General features: G+C 45.3%; 20 protein-coding genes and 1 pseudogene. 5 read left to right on the forward strand and 16 right to left on the reverse strand.

Annotated elements, in window-relative coordinates:
* Positions 1–34 precede the first annotated feature (34 nt).
* Positions 35–832 carry a sulfite exporter TauE/SafE family protein gene (locus tag ABD014_RS22870; protein ID WP_379340745.1) on the reverse strand — a complete coding sequence of 266 codons (798 nt, stop codon included), beginning with the start codon at positions 830–832 and terminating at the stop codon, positions 35–37.
* Positions 833–1,331: 499 nt separating this feature from the next.
* On the opposite strand from ABD014_RS22870, the gene ABD014_RS22875 reads away from it, so the two are divergent.
* The gene (locus ABD014_RS22875; protein ID WP_343865224.1) at positions 1,332–2,168 is read left to right on the forward strand and encodes a sulfurtransferase; all 837 of its coding nucleotides are present in this window, start codon (positions 1,332–1,334) and stop codon (positions 2,166–2,168) included.
* 183 nt (positions 2,169–2,351) lie between these two features.
* Here the strand turns inward: ABD014_RS22875 and ABD014_RS22880 are convergent, their stop codons facing one another.
* The 5 genes and pseudogenes from ABD014_RS22880 to ABD014_RS22900 all read right to left on the reverse strand — a co-directional run.
* The gene (locus tag ABD014_RS22880; protein ID WP_343865226.1) at positions 2,352–2,972 is read right to left on the reverse strand and encodes a class I SAM-dependent methyltransferase; all 621 of its coding nucleotides are present in this window, start codon (positions 2,970–2,972) and stop codon (positions 2,352–2,354) included.
* 5 nt (positions 2,973–2,977) lie between these two features.
* Complete coding sequence (locus tag ABD014_RS22885) at positions 2,978–3,676, reverse strand: DUF4386 domain-containing protein (protein WP_343865228.1); 699 nt, start codon at positions 3,674–3,676, stop codon at positions 2,978–2,980.
* Positions 3,677–3,755: 79 nt separating this feature from the next.
* On the reverse strand, positions 3,756–3,974 hold the full coding sequence (locus tag ABD014_RS22890) for a helix-turn-helix transcriptional regulator (protein ID WP_343865230.1): 219 nt from the start codon (positions 3,972–3,974) through the stop codon (positions 3,756–3,758).
* Between the two features lies 1 nt (position 3,975).
* Positions 3,976–4,422 carry a hypothetical protein gene (locus ABD014_RS22895; RefSeq protein WP_343865232.1) on the reverse strand — a complete coding sequence of 149 codons (447 nt, stop codon included), beginning with the start codon at positions 4,420–4,422 and terminating at the stop codon, positions 3,976–3,978.
* 387 nt (positions 4,423–4,809) lie between these two features.
* A pseudogene (locus tag ABD014_RS22900) lies at positions 4,810–4,998 on the reverse strand (exosporium protein C); the annotation flags it as partial.
* A gap of 112 nt (positions 4,999–5,110) precedes the next feature.
* Here ABD014_RS22900 and ABD014_RS22905 point away from each other — a divergent pair.
* Complete coding sequence (locus ABD014_RS22905) at positions 5,111–6,241, forward strand: amidohydrolase family protein (RefSeq protein ID WP_343865234.1); 1,131 nt, start codon at positions 5,111–5,113, stop codon at positions 6,239–6,241.
* 94 nt (positions 6,242–6,335) lie between these two features.
* Here the strand turns inward: ABD014_RS22905 and ABD014_RS22910 are convergent, their stop codons facing one another.
* On the reverse strand, positions 6,336–7,100 hold the full coding sequence (locus ABD014_RS22910) for an SDR family oxidoreductase (RefSeq protein WP_343865236.1): 765 nt from the start codon (positions 7,098–7,100) through the stop codon (positions 6,336–6,338).
* Positions 7,101–7,250: 150 nt separating this feature from the next.
* On the opposite strand from ABD014_RS22910, the gene ABD014_RS22915 reads away from it, so the two are divergent.
* Positions 7,251–7,820 (forward strand): thymidine kinase, encoded by a 570-nt coding sequence (locus ABD014_RS22915; RefSeq protein WP_343865238.1) that lies wholly within the window; start codon positions 7,251–7,253, stop codon positions 7,818–7,820.
* Between the two features lie 256 nt (positions 7,821–8,076).
* Here ABD014_RS22915 and ABD014_RS22920 read toward each other — a convergent pair whose 3' ends face one another.
* The gene (locus ABD014_RS22920; protein ID WP_343865240.1) at positions 8,077–9,486 is read right to left on the reverse strand and encodes a deoxyguanosinetriphosphate triphosphohydrolase family protein; all 1,410 of its coding nucleotides are present in this window, start codon (positions 9,484–9,486) and stop codon (positions 8,077–8,079) included.
* 203 nt (positions 9,487–9,689) lie between these two features.
* Between ABD014_RS22920 and ABD014_RS22925 the strand changes: the two genes are divergently transcribed.
* On the forward strand, positions 9,690–10,745 hold the full coding sequence (locus tag ABD014_RS22925) for a serine hydrolase domain-containing protein (RefSeq protein ID WP_343865242.1): 1,056 nt from the start codon (positions 9,690–9,692) through the stop codon (positions 10,743–10,745).
* A 48-nt stretch (positions 10,746–10,793) separates the two neighbouring features.
* Positions 10,794–11,513 (forward strand): kasugamycin N-acetyltransferase AAC(2')-IIb, encoded by a 720-nt coding sequence (gene aac(2')-IIb, locus ABD014_RS22930; RefSeq protein ID WP_343865244.1) that lies wholly within the window; start codon positions 10,794–10,796, stop codon positions 11,511–11,513.
* Positions 11,514–11,528: 15 nt separating this feature from the next.
* Here aac(2')-IIb and ABD014_RS22935 read toward each other — a convergent pair whose 3' ends face one another.
* The 8 genes from ABD014_RS22935 to ABD014_RS22970 all read right to left on the reverse strand — a co-directional run bounded on the left by ABD014_RS22935 (position 11,529) and on the right by ABD014_RS22970 (position 21,662).
* Positions 11,529–12,080, reverse strand: coding sequence for a hypothetical protein (locus ABD014_RS22935; protein ID WP_343865246.1), 552 nt, complete (start codon positions 12,078–12,080; stop codon positions 11,529–11,531).
* A gap of 481 nt (positions 12,081–12,561) precedes the next feature.
* On the reverse strand, positions 12,562–12,993 hold the full coding sequence (locus tag ABD014_RS22940; protein ID WP_343865248.1) for a GtrA family protein: 432 nt from the start codon (positions 12,991–12,993) through the stop codon (positions 12,562–12,564).
* Positions 12,994–13,200: 207 nt separating this feature from the next.
* The gene (locus ABD014_RS22945; protein ID WP_343865250.1) at positions 13,201–14,052 is read right to left on the reverse strand and encodes a GGDEF domain-containing protein; all 852 of its coding nucleotides are present in this window, start codon (positions 14,050–14,052) and stop codon (positions 13,201–13,203) included.
* Positions 14,053–16,131 carry a cellulose biosynthesis cyclic di-GMP-binding regulatory protein BcsB gene (locus ABD014_RS22950; protein ID WP_343865252.1) on the reverse strand — a complete coding sequence of 693 codons (2,079 nt, stop codon included), beginning with the start codon at positions 16,129–16,131 and terminating at the stop codon, positions 14,053–14,055. It abuts the gene before it with no gap.
* Positions 16,132–16,147: 16 nt separating this feature from the next.
* Complete coding sequence (locus ABD014_RS22955; protein WP_343865254.1) at positions 16,148–17,398, reverse strand: glycosyltransferase family 2 protein; 1,251 nt, start codon at positions 17,396–17,398, stop codon at positions 16,148–16,150.
* Between the two features lie 10 nt (positions 17,399–17,408).
* The gene (locus ABD014_RS22960) at positions 17,409–18,944 is read right to left on the reverse strand and encodes a hypothetical protein (protein WP_343865256.1); all 1,536 of its coding nucleotides are present in this window, start codon (positions 18,942–18,944) and stop codon (positions 17,409–17,411) included.
* 47 nt (positions 18,945–18,991) lie between these two features.
* Positions 18,992–20,500 (reverse strand): glycan biosynthesis hexose transferase WsfD, encoded by a 1,509-nt coding sequence (gene wsfD, locus ABD014_RS22965; RefSeq protein ID WP_343865257.1) that lies wholly within the window; start codon positions 20,498–20,500, stop codon positions 18,992–18,994.
* Complete coding sequence (locus ABD014_RS22970; protein ID WP_343865259.1) at positions 20,493–21,662, reverse strand: hypothetical protein; 1,170 nt, start codon at positions 21,660–21,662, stop codon at positions 20,493–20,495. Before ABD014_RS22970 ends, wsfD begins: the two co-directional genes overlap by 8 nt.
* Between the last annotated feature and the right edge of the window lie 22 nt (positions 21,663–21,684).

The following is a 21,684-nucleotide window of genomic DNA, read 5'->3' on the forward strand; positions in this document are numbered from 1 at the left end:
TGATTTTTTACAGTTGTCTCTTACCTTACTCCATTCACGCAATAATGCCCCACCAGATTTTTATGGCGGTTGCGGCGATTAGCACGGCTAATGCAACCCGAAGGTACTTCACGTTCAGGTGACGGCTAGCCCGAGTGCCGATCGGAGCGCCAATAACACTGCCGAATATCGTAAACATCGTGGGCAGCAGCGGAATCCCTCCGCCGATGAGTTTGCCTGTTACACCGCCAATCGCCGAAATAAATACAATGGCAAGTGAAGATGCCACCGTAACACGGGTAGGGAGCTTTAATACGGTCAGCATGATAGGGATTAAGATGAACGAGCCGCCTGCGCCTACAATCCCGGATACGATCCCAACCAAGAGTGCTGCAACAGAAGCAGTAACATGGTTATAGGAAATCTCCCGAAGCTCCGTATTTTCCCTGCTCCCCCGATTTGGTACCATCATCATGATAGCCGCGATGACGGCCAGTATTCCGTATAGGATATTAATCGTCTCACTAGGCAAATACTTAGAGCTAACGCTGCCTGCCAAACTGCCAATCAGGATGCTGATCCCCATATTGCTGATCAGCCCTTTATGCATTAAGGGCTTTTCATTCTTGCTCTGCTGCTTGTATGCCAGGACACCTGCCAAAGACGAAAAGAACACCTGAAACATACTGATTCCCGCTACTTCTTTCGGGGTAAAGTTACCTACATGAAGTAGATCAGGAATGTACAGCAGCAGCGGATAATTAATAATCGCCCCACCAATGCCTAGCAAGCCGGAAAAAAACGAACCTATTAGGCCAATCAGAAACATAATGAAATATCCTGCTGTGTCCACGTATGTATACCTCCCAAGCTGCTCATAATATTTTGCACAACCGATATACGAATGAATCAGGATGCGCTATAATAAACAAAAACCGAGTAATTCAATAGGATAAATATGTGCGGAGGTGTTGACATGCTTAGCAAACTCAAATCTTTATTTCAGGACCGCTGTCCGGATTGCGATAAAAAGCTTCATGTCACATCGGATTCACTTCGCTGTATCAAGAGTTGTCCCAATCAGCATTATACCGAAGAGACATACTTCCATCTAAATATTCGTATCGTGTACCGCAATTAAATCTGGATAAACCCATAGACACTTCGTCGCGGCGGGGTGCTTATTTTTTTGAAATTTCGATACTTATCCGCGTCCCTAATCATACCGCCTCTTATTTATTATGTACAGCAGGCCTCATGCACCTGTGCATGTAGCCTGGTTATTTTTTCTTTACTGCAAACGGTGTATACTGGCATTATTCATTATTTCTAGAAGGCGGTGTTATTCTTTTATGAGCATTATGGTAAGCAAGCCTTGGGTGCTGGCACGGATGTACGAGCCCGACGTAACGATTGTGGATTGCCGCTTTGAATTGGGGAAGCCATACGCAGGACGGAAAGCCTATGAAGAGGAGCATATTCCCGGCGCGGTCTACCTAGATCTTGAACAAGACCTCTCCTCCCCGATAGGCGAGCATGGTGGACGCCATCCTCTTCCCGATCCGAACCAACTGAGCCTTACTCTGGCCAAAATCGGCATAACGCCTGAAACACGAATTATCGCCTATGACGACCAAGGCGGAATGTATGCTTCCCGGTTATGGTGGCTACTGGGCTATTTAGGACATAAACAGGCCTATGTTATGAACGAGGGCTTCACAGCTTGGAAGAATGCCAATTATCCGGTGACCGCTGATCAGCCGATCCGCGTGCCTGCAAGCTACTCATATAGCCTGCATCCTGAAATACTTGCCAGCATGGATGAGGTACGCAGCGCAGCCGGTAATAGGGAAGTAATCGTCATCGATTCGCGCGATCCGCGACGCTATCAAGGATTGGAGGAGACGATGGATAAGGCGGCCGGTCATATTCCAGGAGCCAAGAATAAGTTCTGGAAGCTGCTCGTAGAACAGGATGGAAAATGGATTACTTCCGATCAGCTAGCGGAGCATTACAAGGAATTTCCCACCGACAAGGAAATTATCGTATACTGCGGTTCAGGCGTCTCGGCTTGTCCGAATTTCATTGGGCTGAAGGAAGCAGGATATGAGAGGGTAAAACTCTATGCGGGAAGTTGGAGCGATTGGATTTCGTACAGTGAGAACCCGATTGCGACGGGAGAAGAATAAGAGCCGAGAGGCCGCGTCGGACCGGGTTTGGGGGCTGTGACAACAAATGGCAGTCAACCGGAGAAAAGGACTCCCAAGTGACTGCCACGAATTTTGATGCTGTTCAATTTTAGGTAACAGCTGATCAAGAACGGACGACATAAGTAAAGGAAGTATTTGGTGAAACGGCTCCTTTGTAACCTATCAATTCTTCCTAGCAACAATGAAATATTCTTGAGAACTTTTCTTCAAGCAATCCGTTTCGACAAATGAAAAATTTCCTTCCTCAATTGTATCGACTAAATTGCGTATTTTAAATGGTCTTATATTCGGCACTAAACCAACTCTACCTGCAAAGAACAACAAGTTCCTTAAAATTATCTTTTCTCCCACGCACGGTGTTGCAGAAATCAATAATCCTCCCGGTTTCAACAGTTCATTCATTCTTTGTAGAACGATATGTTCATCTTCCAACAAATGCAGAACATGAAAAACCAGGATGACATCAAATGAGCCTTTCTTGTACCTTTCATCAAAAATGGTCGAATGAGAATAGTTGATATTTGCAATGTTTCGCTCTTTTGCCTTTTTTTCTGCAATTCCTATCATTTTAGAAGAGATATCAATCGCATGAATCCCTTTCACATATTCTGCAATTTCATTTGATATCAATCCAGTCCCACAGCCGTAATCCAAAACAATGTCGCTTATTTTGAGATACGTTTTCGTTCTTTTTATTATATTGATGTAAGACTGTTCATCCTTCATCTCTAATTGATCATATTTACTTGCTGTTTTGTCCCAAAAACTTTCTGATTTATTCATTTCAGCTATACCTTCTTTTCCAGAGCATGCGCCCGATAGAATCCTTTAAGGATTAGCCATATGGCCAAAACCAATTGTTGGACGGCTATTGGAACGTTCAATGTCATGTAGGTTGCATCCAGATCGATGAAGCTAGTCATAAATAATAAGCTTGCCAATATGGACATTGTTGACCCAATAAGACCCGATACGGACAACCAACGTGGGACAAATTTTGTTTGGTAAAATATGCAGTTAAACAAGAACATAGCCAAAACAAATGCCAGTGTCGTGGCCACGTGGTTCACCAAATCACGTCCTTCCCGCAACAATCCACCCAGAGTCTGAAAATACGATACATCCAGAGTTCCAGCTTTTGCAAATTCGTGGCTTAATGTCAATAGCAACAGAAGAATGATTACACCAATAATAATGAACACACCCGCAATGATGCCGAAAGCAACAGATCCAAGAGCTAAACCTTTATTATGCTTACTTAAAATCGGATACATCAAAATAGGAATACCAACATATGCAACAACCATTAACAACTGGAAAAACGCTCCTATTAGTACCTGGTTTTCATTAGTAGAAGCCTTAATAAGGTAGTCTGCTCCATCTATAACAGGAACAACACTAAATATACCTGTAACCAACCCGGCTATTAATAACACCCCAGTAATTACTGCAGACCATCTACCTGAATTTGTACTCTTCCTCAACATAATTAACCTCCTTATAAAGGACGTGCGATTTAGAGGTCAAAGAAGTAGCGATGATGAAAATCCCAGTTTTATCCATATTTTATTGTTCATCATCATATTGAAAGACCTCTTCGATGGACTTTCCGAAAACACGCGCGATGCGAAAAGCCAACTCCAATGAAGGTGAATAATTCCCCTTCTCGATAGCAAAAATCGTTTGTCTGGTGACCCCAGCCTTATCTGCTAATTGCTGCTGGGTCATCTCGTTATGATGAAAGCGAAGATTCCGTATATGATTGCTGATCGCACCCTTTCCCATGTTAAACACCTTTTCTATAAAAGTATAATTGAGCGATACGTCCCAGTAGATCGGATAAAAAACCGAAGAAGATCAACCCAAGAAACGTTAAGTAAGTTGGAAGATCCGTAACGAGCGGAACCATGGATAATATAAACCCGAGGAAAAATACATAAAGCGAAATCCGGTCTGCCTTCAACTCGATGATCTTATCAAACTCATCTTCAAAAGAAGGCTCATCTTCATTCGTGGCGATCTTATTAAAGATGACAAACACGATATGAATGATAACCTTAGCTATAATCGACACCGGGAGCAGCACCAGAATGAAGGAACCCCAAAAACTAAAGTCGCTGGCCGAAGTGATGCTGCCTTCCTCGGCATTTTTTATCGCGTATAAAGTGTAGAGGGTGAAGATGAGTATACTGCTGATGACGGAAACATAAATTTTTTTTTCCTGATAGGACATATTGACCTCCTGATTAAAGAATAATTTACAAAATGTAAACTAAACTGTACACAATATAATGAAAACTTGATGCTTTGTCAAGTTTATTTTACAATTAGGTTGTTCGCAATCACATAAGGCATGTCCTACGAGGCATTCCCGCCGCGCTGCTCCGAACCCCCTTTTTTTTTGTTTCGGAACCCTCCGAATATGAAGTTCGTGGGGGGAAGAAGCTGGAGCGACTGGGTTAGCTATGAGGAGAATCCTATAGCGACGGGAGAAGATTAATAAGCCTAGAGTCCGCGTTGGACGCGGGATTGGAGGGCTTTGACAGATTGCCAAGGGGCAGGCTGTCAAAGCCCTTTTTGGCCTTTCGTTCAACAGATTACAAATGATTGCTAATAACTTTTAGGTTCTCGTTTTAACGGCAAGCCCACTAAACGATATAGGCCCGACAACATCAGCTCTTGTATTTGCAGTAAGGTTTTCTGCTGTGACTGTGTAAACATGGGTAACACCTCGAACACCCACAGTTGCTACCAAATCTACTTGATTACGTCGAGAATTCTTTGGAATAAGTAAAGTGATTGTTGCAAGACGATCTTGCTGGCATACATCTATTTTATTAATTTACAAATGATAGAAAATCAAAGTATATTATATTCAATTTAGAAAACGTTTCCTAAAATGGAGAGGGGAAGGATGCACAATGAGAAAGAGTCTGAATCCAAAACAGACGAGTCTAGCTCTATTGGCAGTCTGCTGCATCATCGCCATTGTTTGGTTGAACAGCAAACACTATTGGCCTTTTGAGAGGGGAGATACAGCCTCGGCCAATTCCATGAGTGAGGTAACAGACCGTGTAACGAAGCTGAAGCAAGCCGGGGGAACTCCAACACTAGAGCAACTTGTCGATGCCTTCGAACCACTGGGGTTAATCGATGTACATAACCATGATGCCTCCGGTTCGCGCTATTCCTCAATGCTGGATTTCTGGAAGAAAGATCATATCAACAGAGTCGTTCTCTTCGGCGATGTATCCGAGCCCAGCGCGATCAGTACAGATGCAGCCGCCTGGTCAGCCTATCAGAGCTATCCCGAACAATTCCTCCCCTTCTTCTCAGGCTTCGACCTGCATGACCAAGGCAGTCTGGACGTCATTCGAAACAATCTGGAGCAAGGTTATTTCGGCCTTGGCGAGATTGCCGCTGCCTCGACCTTCTCACCCGTCGTATCCCGTGTCGCCTGGAAGGCCTCGGATCCTATGGATGGGTTCCTACCTGACATCTATGAACTCATTGCGACTTATAAAGCGCCAATCCTGCTACACATTGATCCGCCTAACGGTTATCCGGTTCTCAAGCTAGAAGAAGCACTGGAGGCCCATCCGAACACGACTTTTATCTTCGGTCATATGAACGCCTACAGCTCACCAGAGGAGATTGATCGATTGCTTGGGAAGCATTCGAATCTGTATGCTGATTTTTTCGCCGGGTTCTCCGTCTATAATCCCGAAGGAGGAGGACATCCCGAGAACTTTATACCGATTATGAAGAAGTATCCGAATCGCTTCATGCTCAGCACTGACTCTGGCTATGGCATTGAGAGCGAGGAACAGGCCATCGACGCGATGTATCGGATCCTTTATCTGCTGGACGACCCGGAGCTAGCAAAGAAGATTGCCCATGATAATATGATGGAACTCATTCAGGTTCAGCCAGCAACAATGACACAGTTGTCTGCCATTCAGAAGTTGGCGGCTGATAGTGGAAAGACTTATAACTATGACCAAATGTCGAAACTGGAGGCTGGAGAAATACTGGCTAATGCCGAAAAGTAATGATAATACGGGAAGTCCACGTTGAACGCAAGATAGAGAGCTGTAACAAGTCACTGACGGCAGACTGTTACAGCTCTCTTTGAGGCCCCCGTAATTACAGATGAGATCCGCCGCTTGCATCAATGAACTGACCTGTTACCCAACGGCTGTCTGATGATGCAAGAAAGGCAGCAATATCCGCAATATCTTCAGGCTCACCCCACCTATTGAAAGTAGAGATACCAGCGGCATATTTCTGTCCATTCGGATTTTGCAGCGTTGCCGTATTCATTTCTGTATTAATAATACCAGGTTGAATTGCGTTCACTGTAATATTGCGTCTCCCTAGTTGCTGCGCCAAAGCAAGCGTAAGTACATCAATCGCTCCCTTCGACATACTGTACGTGAAGACGCTAGGGGAGGCTACACGTGTGACAAATGATGATATATTGATAATACGCCCTCCATCTTTAAGACGCGGCAGCACTTGTTGGGTAACAAAAAACGGTGCTTTGACATTCATGTTCATGACTTGATCATAAGATTCTTCTGTAGCCTCTTCTAAAGTTAAAATTTGACCGATTCCAGCGTTATTTACTAGGATATCAAGCTGATTATCGCCCGTACGTTCCCGTAGGACCTCATCCAATGACTCATATAAATCATAAATACCGTTAAGAGTTCTTAAGTCAGCGCCGACTGCAAATGCAGTACCTCCATCTTGCTTGATCTTATAAACTACTTCCTCTGCTTCATTTTGTCTTGTTCCATAGTGTACCGCGACTAATGCGCCCTCATGTGCCAGACGTAAGGCAATGCCACGACCAATCCCCCGGCTTGCACCAGTCACTAAAGCAATTTTATTTTCTAATTTACCCATTTTTTCATCTCCCTGTATCGAATTCATGTCTATTTATATCACAAGGCGATATTCGAAATATTGCTCTCTCATTAGGCATTCATTCAGCCTATCAATATGTGATAGAATAATCATGGTTATTGATAAGAACTAGAGAAAGGGCGACATAGATTGGCACAATTATTTTTCAAATACGGGGCAATGAATAGCGGGAAATCGATTGAGATTTTGAAGGTGGCCCATAACTACGAGGAACAGAACAAACCCGTACTTATTTTTACTCCTGCTGTCGATGATCGGGATGAGGTCGGCTTCGTCTCCTCTCGGATCGGGCTGCGCCGACAAGCTATTCCAATGAACAAGGATACAGACATATTTGGAATTGTTAAAAGCCATACTCCTCGGCTCTACTGTGTATTGGTGGATGAATGCCAATTCCTGAGTGAGGGCAGTATCAAACAATTAGTCCGGATCGTTGACGAGCTGGACATTCCGGTAATGGCGTTCGGGCTGAAGAATGACTTCCAGAATCACCTGTTTGAGGGCAGCCGCCAACTGCTTATCTACGCGGATAAGATAGAAGAAATGAAGACGATCTGCTGGTTCTGTGCACGCAAAGCAACGATGAATTTGCGGGTAGAGAACGGTAAGCCCGTCTATACCGGCGAGCAAATTCAAATCGGCGGCAACGAATCATATTATCCGGTGTGCCGCAAATGCCATGCAAACCCGCCCCTTTAGCGTAAGAACCACCGTGTTTAGATCTATAACGAAACTACAGATCGCTATTTTCCCAAAAACAGGGGTGATTCCAATCTAACGAAACTCCAAATCGTTATTTGGGACGAATTCAGGGTTTCAAGTCACTATTTGGGCTAATAGCGATACCCAGTTTCGTTAGAATTTTCAACAGCCATTTTGAGCGCAAATAGCGATACCAGGTTTCGTTAGAAATAAATAAAGAAGAGGCTGGCTTATACGCTGGCCTCTTCTTTGATCAATCCATATCGTAAATTGTACCTACCTTAAGTCCATACAGCTCATTATAGATTTTCTCCGCATAGGCGTCCGTCATGCCGGCGATATAATCGATGATCATATGCTCCCAGGTCCATATCGGCTTCTCTCTCGCCTGATCGCGGTCAAAGCGACGCAGCCAGTCGCCAGGAATGATCGATTTGGATGTCTCCGGATCGACAAAAGCGTCCCATAACCGCTTGATAACCCAAGCGCTGCGCTTCTGCAGCCGCTGTACGCGCAAGTCACGAATCATCGTTACCCAAGCGAAGCTTTTCAGTACGCTTACTGTACGCAGCATATCCTCATCCTCCCGCCCCTCCTTAACGAAGGTCACCTTCTGCCAATTCCCATCAGGGACGACGCCAAGGCTGGAGACGAATAGACTGACCCAATATGCCTTTACCTCGCGGCGTGTCCGGGAATAATCGTGGTCGCAAATCGGCATTTTCTCGTTCCATACCCGCAAGAACGAATCCAGTACCTCCTCAACCTTGACCTGAATCTTATCCGGCATCCAGCCGTCCCAGAAGAAGTCCTCCAACGTCATAATTTTCTCAACAATCAGCCGCTGAATGTGGGAATCCTTGAGAAAATGCTCATGCACCTCAATTTTCCCCGCTTTGATGCCGTCCTCAAGATCATGTGCCGAATAGGCGATATCGTCGCATAAATCCATTAGCTGCGCTTCGAACGTTTTTTTACCTTCTGGAATCCCCCAACGATCACGGATATAGGAAATATACTCCCATTCGTGCAGGTAGAGGCCCTTTTTATTAACGGTGCCAGGATACGGATATTTGTTTGTTCCAAGCAAGACCGCGTCAGACAAGTTAAGTCCATCGATATTTTCCCGTTTCTCCAGGAACATCATTAACCGGAAATTGTGGGCGTTGCCTTCAAAATGCTCGTACTTTTGACGGATAGCTTCCCGGACCCGCTGCTCTTCTTCGGGTGATGGATTGGTATTCTTCAAAGCCAGCCTGATCTTCTCTTCAACCAGCTTCTCCAATATATTGTCCAGCACTTCTTCGCCTTTATGTCCGAAGGGAGGGTGCCCGAAATCATGACAGATCGCCGCACACTCGACAACCTCAGGATCGATGATCAGTCCGGGATGGTCGGCCCGTTCCGCAGCAACATCCGGGTAGGAGCGAAGCAAGCTGCGCGCCGCTTCCCGGGCAATTTGCGCCACTTCCAGCGAATGTGTGAGCCGAGTCCGGTAGTAATCACCGGTTCCTGCCCCGAATACCTGCGACTTGCCCTGCAATCGGCGAAAGGTCGGCGAGTGGATTAACCGCGAGTAGTCACGTTCAAAGGTGGCGCGACTCTTTTCCTGCCCAATGTTGTCCGGATACTGCCGATGTTCCCTTAAATCCTGTATATTCATAAGTCTCGACTCCTTCAACTCCTTGCTCTATTTATGTTATTGTAGCGACCGCAGGGCGAAACTTAAAGCAACAATTTGAAGTTGTAACAATTCCCCAATGGAATCGAGTGCTTCAAGAAACAACTATAGTTAATTTTACCAAGTTTCCTCATAAATAAATGGTAAAATTAAGTAGCCAATAACCGATTCTAGGGGAGAACTTTATGTATAATGAACTACTTTCATTATTTGAAGAATACTACGAGAAGTATAACTTTTCCGGGGCAGCTCTTATCAAGAAAGAATGTAAAATCATTTTTGCACAGGCCTATGGCATGGCTCATAGGGGTTTTAAAGTGCCCAATCAGATAAATACGATGTTTGACACAGCATCTGTGACGAAGCTGTTTACAGCAGTAGCCATTCTACAGTTGGTTGACCAAGGTAAGATCAAACTGGATGATCGAATAACGGATATTATTGACCTGACGGGTACGAAAATTCCTATAGATGTCACGTTAAATCATCTGCTTACGCATACTTCTGGCATAGCAGATGACGCAGATGAGGAATTGGGAGAGAGCTACGAAGCGCTGTTTGTCAATAAGCCTAACTATTCAATAAGAAATTGCATTGATTTCATCCCGCAATTTGCCTACAAAGAGCCGAAATTCAAGGCCGGTACAAATGTCAGCTATAATAATTGTGCATTCGTACTGCTTGGGCTTGCCATCGAAGCAGTGACCCATGTAAGCTATCGGGAGTTTGTTACACATAACATCTTTCGTTCATGCGGAATGAATAGCACCTCTTTCATTTCAAAAGACGATAGTAGCGTTCCAGTGGCAGAAGGCTATGATGCTACCTATAACAAGAATAACAAGCTGGAGTGGAGAAAGAACATTTATTCGTTCCCTCCAATAGGAACTTCTGATGGAGGAGGTTATACAACCGTCGGTGATCTTGATATATTCATGCGCGCGTTAGTGAACGGAGAGCTTCTCTCTAATGAATTAACCAAAGAAATCATGAAGCCGCAGACGACAATCACGCGAGAATTCGAATGGGGAAGAATCATCAACGGGTTTGGTTTTCATTTTACCTATGATCTAGCTGGAAAGCTCATACGAATGTATAAAGATGGTTCCAATGCAGGGGTAGCGGCTATGTTTGCCTACTACCCGGAGATAGATACAACGAGTATTATTTTAGGCAATCAAACCTGCAATATATGGGAATTACATTGGAAAGCTGAAAACCTAATTTTAGCAGACAAATAAACATGATCCACTACAAATCACCGCTATAAAGAACGGAGAGATAAACTAATGATAAATTGGGAAAGAAATCAACCGAGCGCTCATGATCTGATGGAACTTCATGTTGAGGCGCTCTTTACCCATGATCAGGATATGCGGCTTCGCTCCATTAATGAGCCTTGGTCTGGAGATGCCCCTGTCCCGCGTTTTTTCTTAGGAAGGACGATCGATGGGACGGTTATTTTCCGCTTTCGGCATGATGTTCCAGATACGCTCATTGCGCAATTACAGGAGCTATGTGACGATGAGCCCAGCATTCAGGATTTTCAGACGAAGCCGAAGCATTTCGAGGCCTATATGAACCTTCTGCAAGGTGAGAGATTCACCATGGGACCATGCTATCTTATTCCTCAGATTGTTCCACCATCCATGCAGGTAATCAGCCTCACCCGTTCCAATATCTTGGAATGGTTACCCAAAGATTTCGAATGGCTTGTCTCTGAGATCGACTATGCGCAACCTTGTGTAGTATTTGTACGCGATAACCAGGCCGTCTCGATCTGCCGGAGCGTACGTATCACTTCACTGGCCCATGAAGCTGGTCTAGAGACGCTGGTGCCGTATCGCGGAAGAGGATATGCTGCCGCAGTCGTAGCTGGGTGGGCCACCGCGGTACGGCAGGCGGGGAGACTCCCACTATACAGCACATCTACGGACAATATGGCATCTCAGAGTGTTGCTAGGAAACTCGGTTTGTCCTTCTATGGCGTAAATTTCATGATCTTTTGATACTGAATACGAGTACTAATCACTGTTATCTTTCGGGTCGAGCATAGATAGCAACTCCCGAATGGCATTAGCCAGCTGTTCATTGTTGTTCATGATTCTGGTGAAGACTGGAATTGCCTCCCTAAGTAGCAGATAACTGAAATAATAGTAACTGAAGAAAGGACGCTCCTCGTAGCCAGGCGGCTCCTCTTCTTCCCATAGCATTTCATCATTCTCTTCGTTGTCCGGCCATAAGTATTCTTCGACCAGCATCCCTTCCATGGTCGCAATCGTATTCTGCGGATCCATATAATCGACTAAGATAGCTGAAGCGACAGCTGAATAAAGAGCGATTTCTTCTGCAGTGACCTGCTCCGGCTGCTTCTCTGCAAGCTGATCTAGTAGAATGAGCAGTACCCACGGAGTTGCCTGCCACAAGGTGCTCTGATGTTCAATCAGATTTGCCAATTCCTCATACTGTCTGGTCTTTATAAGACGAGGAATATTCGTACCTCTTCCATAAGCGGTCGTCAGTCCCTGCCAGGGAATACTATCAACTGTTCGGGTCGACAAAGCGTTTCTTGTCATTTCTCATCTCCTCCTAAATCATTCGATACTTCTTCTACAAGATTATGATCTGCCGCTTCACACATTGAAACCTTTGAAGATGTTATATTCGTTGAGTTTGCTAATGTAAACCCTAGAGGTACAATTAGCTACAAAAATGGTAGCAGTGCTAATGCATGCTCAGCCGGTTTTGCTGCAGGTGCTAAACTATATGATGTATTTACTAGATTGAAAAATATTTATGATTATTTCAATTTCTCTGGTATTTACATAAAAATAAAGGATATAGGGACTGTTCTTCAATCCTATCCTGCTCAGACAAAAGGGAAAGTTTCCAAAATAGAATAAAAGAATCTATACGTTCGCTTCCATATCTACAGTTTGTAAAAGGTATAGATTTGAACCTATAGGAGCTAAAAAGAATACTGCCAGACGTGCCAATAGAAGGGCTATCCCTTTGCAGACTAGATCAGCAAAGGAATAGCCCTTCTTATCGGTACTATTAGTTACCCCAGCTCGCTGTTTCATTACGATGACTGGGCTCTTCACGGAACACCCACCAGCGGCTTCCAGCAAAGTTGAGCAGTACCCCCAGAAGAGTAGCCGCCCCTTTGCTCAGCCATAGTGAGATTTCAAACTGCTCATGCAAGAGCATCATACATGCGGAAGTAACCCCAAGCGTGAGCAAATTCAGCAAGATGAAGCGCAGCAGTCCCTTGGTCAATGCACCCTGCTGTCTAAATGTCCACTTCCGGTTCATCAGGAAGCTGTTAAGTACACCGCAGCCATAAGAAACGGCCTGGGCTGCAAGCCAAGGCAGCTGCCACCAGGTTAGCAGCGTGAACACAGCAACGTCTACGCCGGTATTCAGGATCCCTACAAGGCCAAAAACTATAAATGAGCGGATCGACTCGCTTGTCACATAAGACTTCATAGGGCCCCCACCTTTCTGTGCTTCATCCCATACTTCTTCCGCACTTAATCTCTGTACTTCATACCCGTACTTTGTTCTAACACTTTTTCTTTATACTACTTCTCTATACTACTTCTCTATACTTTTTCCTCAACACTTTCCTTCTGCACTTCTACAAGCACATTATTCCTGTACTTCAGCTCTGTGCCTAACTTCTGCACAATACTTCTATACGTCATACTCCATCTTCTGTCGCGCCTTCGCGATAAAATCAAGCGGAGTCTCAACTTCTTCGGAGTACTGAATCGCCCCGATCGTCAGCTTCATATCAAGCTTATACTTGTTCGAGAACTCGATATTGTTGAATGAATCCACTTTCTCCTTCAGCCGCTGTACTACGATCTTAGCACCATCCTCATCTGTGAACAGTAGAAGTCCCCAAGTAGGATGATCGGCATTGAGCATATACAGGGAGTCATTCATACGAATGCTCGTCTCGCTCATCCGCGATATATCATAGACCATATCGGTAATCTGAGCCTCACTGACCATGCGGCTCAGCTCATCCCAGTGCTTAACCGTCATGACGACCAGAGTTAATGGAATCTGATAACGTTTGGACAGCGCCATGAACACGGTGGCATCACTCTGAAAAGAGCGGGTGTTCTTCAAATTGGTACGCTCATCTAATGTAGCTAATGAGGAATTCTTGGCTTGAAGCTGCTCTTTCTCCTGCTGGAGACGCCGATTGGCATTCGTCAGCAGCGCGATAACCACCGTCAGAACAGGCATCATCACCAGCCAATAGTAATGATAGCTCTGAAGCGGCTCGCCGACAATCACCGTTTGATAAATAGTATAGGTACCGTATCCGAAGATGAACACGATGTTGAGAATGAGCCCAACGGTAATACTGGTAAAATAAGTCAATACAGCAATCAGGAACGAGATATTCAACAGAATCATGTTGATGAGATAACGGTCCGGGTCCCCCGCCGTGAATACAACATGGATGAAGCAGACTATAAATAGCAACAGAAAAGCCGCATCCGACAATAAACTGCTCTGATAGCGTCTCATTTACTCTCCCCCCGCTCTCTTTCTATGCTTACGAATCAAGAGAACCAACGATACGGCTACAAGAAGGAAGGTGAGTCCAGCGGCAACGATGAAGCCCATAACATCCCCTCGTTCGGTAATCTGAGCGACTAAGCCCTGATCTGCCTGCTCAGCTTGCTTCTTGAAGCGGAAGGACTTGATATTTCCATCTACATCCGTAACCACGCCATCCCCATAAATCTTCCATTTTCCGCTGTCTGTAGCTAACAGCTCAGATGCCAGGTAATTATATTTGGAACTTGCACCAGTTACCGCCAGCCAACCATACCCACGTGAATAAGGAGATTCCATCATTTGCAGCGTTCCTATCCGCTTGCCGTAATCTACGTCTATGCTCATTTTCTCGTTGGATTGGATTCCTTCTCCATCCGGGCTATATTGGAAGAATAACCTGTCGTTATTCTTTTGCAGCCAGGCATTGTCCTTATAAGAACCGATGGAAATGAGATTATGCTGCTCCAGCTCAGATTGTGCCCCGTTTCTATAGAAAGTTACCTCGCCCGTGTTAGCTTCCGCATACTTCCCTAGCAAATGAAACAGGTTACCGAGTGTAAGATAGCTGTAGGAATCCATCTTCTCAGGCAGCAGAACGGCGATCTTGTTGAAGCTTGCATCTCTCAAGAACGGATTCGGATAATTGTTGAACATAAAGTCCATACGATCCTGGGTATTCAGCTGAAGTATAGAATCCTTGGTAATGTATGCCCATGGCATTTGATCCGAAAGATCGATGCAGCCTGCGCTGATCAGCTCCAGATCAAAGGCCGCAGTGACTGTGAAATTACCTGAGACCTCAAGATTCTTCGGAATCGTCAGCGTAAGCTGGTCCTGGCCCGACGCCTCCTTCGTCAGTTTCTTGCTGCCGATCGGCGTGTCGTTGATCAGGATGGTAACCAGGGAACGGTCAAAGTCAAGATTGTCCGAATAACGGAAATCGAGGCTGATTTTGCTCGAGTCGGCGATGAACCGATTTGCTGGCAATGACACGAAATAGCTCTTCTCTTGATGCATCATCCCGGTTAGCTTGTCCCCGGTCTCTGTGAGCGTTACATCCCGGCTCACATGAATTGCAGGCGTATCCACGTCCGTACCCGCATCCACCCATTTCTCCGATCCAGTCAGTTGGCCCATCAGGATCTGATTACCGATCAGACGGCCTGCTTTTGTAAGCAGACTAGGATCTTCGGAGGTTACAATCAGAGCGGTTTGTCCGCCGGCATTCACCACTCGAATCAGTGCTTTGTCGCTGACGTTAGCTGCTCCTAGGGCCTGCTTCCATTTAGCGGGCAGATGGTTATATAAGGAGACAATAACCACATTCTTACGCCCACCAAACGTAGAGTCATCAAATGGCAGCATCGGAATGGTATCTTCACCAGAATGGCTGCCCTTGGCAAAACCGGAAAGAGCATATACCGCAGCTTCCAACTCAACAGGGTCGCTATCACTTGGCACGCCAAGTGCGCTAAGATTTCCTTTTAATGAATCCAGTCCGACGAACTGCTGATTAAAGTTACGGATACTCCCTCCAATATCATCCTTCGTATACGTTATGGAGGCATAAGAGGTCTTGTATAGCTCAAGCCAATTGTCCCGCTTCTCGGCCGTTAGACATATACCCTCAGGCAGATTGGTCAGAATATAACCCTCGATTGAGAGTGTATTGCCGCCCGGCACCAGCAAATCCTTGGGGACCGATACGGTCAAGGTCTGTCTTTTCTGCTCATCCACAACAGGACGGAATGAATAAAATTTAGTGCCGTTCATTTTCAGAGTCACACTGGACTCTTCTCTTCTTGTCAGCTGAGTCGCCTGGTAATCCAAATTAAGCGTCAAGGTGCTGACATTCCAGTACTCCTCAAGCTGAATATACATATTACGTGCCGAAGTAACTCCGGATAAAGAGAGGTTGGACGAAGTTATAGGTGCTTCGTAGGTAAGTCGGCTCCCCCCTGAAACAGGCTCAGCTTTTACCTGGCCGCAGGAAATGACGAATAACAAAATGCATAGAAATCCGGAGATGATTGATCTTAAGTTCACGGTTCTCCCCCTTGTCTTAATATCGTTCGGTTTTGTACCACTTAACTTCTCTTTTGAAGATTAAATCTTTGAAATAGTTATATAAACCATTAGCGGCTACAACCATCCATAGCTGACAATAAGAAATGTACATCAGCATAATAATCCACAAGTTGGATAGTCTCATTTCTCCTTTTTCTGTAATGATCGTGATGAAGGTGCCGGTCACAAATAATATGATGGCCAGCAGCCATAGGAACGAACTGAGCCCGGCAATCGTCGTATGGACAAGCCCGAGTGCATATAAAATGAGCAACGCGTCAGACATAATAAGCGAGGTCAGCAATAAGAAATAGATGGATAAAAAATACAGAAGATCAAAGTGAATCCGTCTTGCTGAACGATCGAACAACAGCGGCAAATTTTTAACAATGACATATATATTGCCTTTCGCCCATCTTGTCCGCTGCTTAAACCATACCCTCAACGTCTGCGGCTCCTGTTCCCAGGTAACTGACTTGGGCTGAAACTTAATACGGTAGCCCATCATGTAAATGCGGAAGCTAATTTCTGTATCCTCTGCGATTGCTTTGACGTCCCAGCCGCCAATTTGCTCAATGATTTCCCGGCGCATAATGAAATTCGTCCCCGGGATGGTGCATAGCTTGAACAGCTTCCAGCGCCCAGCCTGAGCCATCCATTGGAAGGATAAAGTCTCAATATTGATGAAACGAGTGAGCAGGCTGGCATTGCGGTTGCGGGTACGGAATTTGCCGATCACCGCTCCCAGTGTCTTATCATGCGTTATTTCCGCGACGAGATAGCGTAAAGCCGTCTTCTCCGGGGTATTATCGGCATCATAAATAGCGATATACTCTCCTCTGCTCTGTTTGAAGCCAATGTTCAGAGCGTTGGATTTTCCTTTGCCTCCAGTTATGTTATCTGTGTTAATAACAATCAGATTGCGTTCATTATACTTAGCCTGCAGCTTCGCAAGCAGCTCGCTGCTATTGTCGCTTGAGTTGTCGTTAATGACAATAATCTCATAGCGGTCCTGCGGGTAATCCAGGGCAAGCAGCGCCTCTACCGTCTGCGTGATCACTTTGCCTTCGTTATGAGCCGGAACCATGAGCGAGACAAAGGGAATCTCTTCGGGTAGCGGCGGCACCTCTCGTTTCTCGTTGGCAATGTAATACAGGTAACCGGCAATAATAAGTACCACATTGACGAGGAGCAGTGACCATATACTGATGACAGCGATCAGCATCAAGATGTCTACAACAGTCATAACTGCCTCCTTACTTATAAAATTTCCGTTTATACATACGATATCCAATCATTAGAAAGCCGGAAAATAAAAACAAAGTAATGAAGATCACGACGATAAAAAATTTATTTTGAACGGTAAACCAAGTCTCAAAGCTCTTCTTCTCATGCTGCTTATACTCATAGTCAGAGCTTGTCTCGACATGGCTCGCCTGAATTCCTAAGCTAACCCCATTAAGAACAAGCGAACCGCGTTCCGATCCAAGCTCATTGCTCCCGGTCGTTACCTTATGAGCACCTTTCTTGTAATCTTCAAAAGTAATCCAGCTGTTCCGAAGACTGTCAAGCAGGCTATTTAGCTCCTCTTCATTCTGCACAAAGTTATAAGTGAATGCCGTGTCCATTGGAAGGGAATCTATCGGACGGTCATCGGCCAGATAACGTTGAAGATAAGCCCGATCTATACTATAGAGCGAGGACGAGAACGCTTCAGAATGATTCCGTTCTGCCTTATGGATCGAACGCGTGTCTGGAAACAGAACGACAGAGTCAAAAAAGGTCATTCCTTCCGTTGCAAAATACTCATCATACGTCCAGAACATCTCCGTTCCCATTCCAAGCGGCACAATCCCCTCTTCGGCCAATACATCGATGAAATGCTCCATCTGACGGTATAAGTCACGGCCCTCATCCCGAATCGTAGCGACAAAAGGTGATTCTACCAAAACCGTGCCGTTGCGGGATTGGACATATTTCAAAGTGTTGATATACCGCTTCATGGCAGGATAATCCGTATTGCTGAATACCGGATGCACGCTTATGATGAACGGGATGCCGGCTTCATACAGCTCATCCGACATTCGCTCCAGCAGCCGCAAATCCGAGAAAGGATAGATTTCCTTGAATACTAGATAATAGTGGCTTTCCTGTTGCTGCCGAAGCCAATCCTTAAGTACGTAAGACAATGCAATCTCGCTAAGCGTATCTTTTTCCATGAAAGGTACATAGGCATACGGCCCTTTCCGTATCCCGTAAGGATAGCTTGTATCCTGAAGCTTTAAAGCTCCATACCGCTGAACCTCAGGCTGCTCTGTATCAAAAATGTTCCCGAGACGGATCGATTTTTCAATGAACGGCCCGATCGAAAAATCAACCACCTTCTCTACGGCTTGAGCTCGAAGCCCCAAAGACTGAACCAGCTTATCCCTCGGCACCCCTCCTATGTAGAGAATATCTCCTTGATAGGAACGCAAATCTGTTAAATATTCGCTATCTTTCTCTGCAAGATCGGAGCGGTTGTGTACTTCGATAAGCTTGGAATAGTTACTTAGCGACCCCGCAGTATAGGAATCGATCGACTCTATCGTAACCTCAACCCGAAATGCAGCGAGAAGCCGCTTTAATGCTTCAACATTTCCCTCATCCTTTGTGCCTCTTCCCAAGCTGTCATACACAACCAGCACTGAATCAAAAGATGAAGAGCTTGCCGCTTGAACCGATGCCGGATAGATCAGACCTGAAATAAGCAGCACCAGCAGCCCGATATGAAAACGATGTTTCCGCCTCAATGAATCGTCCCTCCTTTCTTTTGCCTCTGCTCTCGTATCAGGACTAATCATGATGGTTCTTCATCCGCCGCTGGCTTGTTCTGCCACAGGTTCCGGCATATCGCATCGGCTATTACGGCAAAGGTTACCAAGTCAAAAGACGCTGTAAATAAAAATTCATGCTTCGACAAATCCGCATCCCCTGCGCCGATGATCGACACGAAGATTCCTGACAGCCCCATGAGGATCATCATAAGAAACAAAGGCAGCCTTATCATACTCCGGATATGCTTCGCCTTAATCGCAGCGATGAAGTGCGGCGCATATAACCCGATGATGACCAATATCCAAATGACGATAAATCCAAAGGTTTTAGGAGCCAGCGCTTTTTTGAGTTCGCTATATCCGGAGAAAAAACTCGTTTGCGCGCCAAAGGGCTTCCCTACAGACTGCTCATAATTGCCCATCGCTGGCGGACGGATCGTGAAGGCACTTTTTGCGGCCAGATTCATCATTTTCCCCGCTTGATCAAGATGTGTTAAATAGTAGCCAAGAATTGATACAAACCCATAGTGATTATAGAAACTATCTTCTAGAATCTGTGAATTCACATCGACGGTCGTATATGGTTCGTAATGAATGGTCCCATTCAGAATTGCGTACTGTCTATTAATACCAAAAGACTTGAGCGTTGCCTCAGGATCTTCGGACTGCATCAGCACACCGCGGGTCATGGCATGATACTTGTTGACATTAACAAATTCCTTCGGGATTAGCACATAGGTGGCAATACCTGCAACCATCAGTATCGCAAGCGATGAAGCCATCATCGCCCGGAAGCTTCGCTGCTTGCGTATGAAGATCAAGACGATCCCCACCACGGCGATAATGATGCCTACAGGAGCATTTTGCTGCTTACTCGTTGTTAACAATAGACCGCTTATGAAAAAAATAGCCATCATTGCATAATCGTTGTATCGGTTACGGAATAACAGCAGTCCCGAAGCAAACAAGTAGATAAGCATAATCCAAACTAAGCTTTCTCCAAAAAACGAGTTAAAAAACGCCGTATATGCGGTATCTGCAAATAAAAACACGGCCAAGACGGCTACGATATAACCGTACTTGCGTTTCATTTTCCAAGTTAATGCCTCAACGAACAGATAGACGGCTCCCATGTACATGATCGTAAGTAATACCGCTTGAACCCGAATATCAAACACCTGCGAATTAAACCATTGATTGATCCAAATGGATATACGGATAAGAAGGGACTGTGAGGAGGTATACATCTCAGCATTCTCGTTGAAGTACTGGAAGATTCCGAATTCCTTATTAAAATAGCCGAAATATAAACTGTCATAGTCAGGATTATTAAAATACAGCCCATTACTGTATAAAATCCGGAAGTAGTCGCCGTTGTCTGCCATCCCGATGTACGGTGGCACAAAGAGTACAAAGACCGTTATGATCAGTACTAGTGATGTTGCCAGCAGAGATGGGGAAATATACCGGCTTAGGACTGTCATCCTGTAGCCGAGTTTTTGTAACCAAGGAGCCTTTGCCAAGTTACTCACCTGCCTTCATATCCGCAAACACCCGGTTCTGGTGGGCATAAGCGAGCAATGCCATTAAATTGTCAAATGAATAAGCCTGCTTCGTCTCCGGATCACCGAAGCCGCCATAGAGCGGGCTTGTCTTATCCTGAACCTGATATTTCTCCATTCGCTTAATACTGTCCCTGTACAATTCTTCGTCACCCGCTATAGAACCAATCATAGCCGCTATTGCATAAATCGCAGTTGATTGGATCTGATTCAGCGGCTTGCCTTGTTGGTCATATTGACCGTACAACGCTCCGCTTCTAACTTGCTCCTTCAAGTAAGCAATGCTCTCGGGACGCTCCAGGCCAGCCTCAGCCAATGACAGGATGGTCAGCAATGACTCAACGGTATTAATCCCTTCTGAATGATAGGATTCTGTATCATATTCGTATCTTGTCTCATAGAAAGGGAACGCATCTGACAAATATCCGTTCTCAAGGATCGTCTGCATATTTTGGATTAAAACCGCCCTCTGCTCTGTAGGAATCGGCAGTCTCTGCAGTGTCTTCAAATCGATATAGCATAGAGTTACAAAATTATTGTTGACCTTGTATTTTTCATCGTAGAAATCGTACAATCTGTTGTCCTTAATATTGAAGCGGTAGAACAGCTTCCCGTATGTGTCGGCAAGCTCCGTATATTCTGGGGCAAGCCGGTCTCCGGCTTCATATAGGGCTCGAATAATCCGGAGATCATCAACAGCGGCATTAATCGTGTATTTTTCATTCCGTTTGGGACTGTACCGATAACTAAAGCCCGATGGAAGCTCAAATACACGCTTGGCCCGCTCCCACTCCGCTTGAAAATCCGCTTTGCGGTTCATAAGCACATAGTAACGCATCATTAAACCAGCGGACTCGCTCAGCACCTCATGCCCGCTCGCGGCTGTATCTGTCTCATTAGTATCCAGATAGTTCGTGTATACACCGTCAGGGCCATATAGCTCGCTTAAGAGGAATTGCTCGGTGCGCTCACGGTACAATTTCAATCTCTCCTTATAGGCCGCATCCATCGGTGCTGGCTGCGTACGTTCTACAGGTTCTATCTGCCCTTGCTGCAGCGGCATATTGCCACAGGCTGTAATCACACTGAGCAGTACAATTAAGCTAAGCATGCATGTCCTAAATTTCTTCAACGTTGTTCTCCTGTTCAAATCT

This window comes from Paenibacillus motobuensis (assembly GCF_039521865.1).
Lineage (GTDB): Bacteria > Bacillota > Bacilli > Paenibacillales > Paenibacillaceae > Fontibacillus > Fontibacillus motobuensis.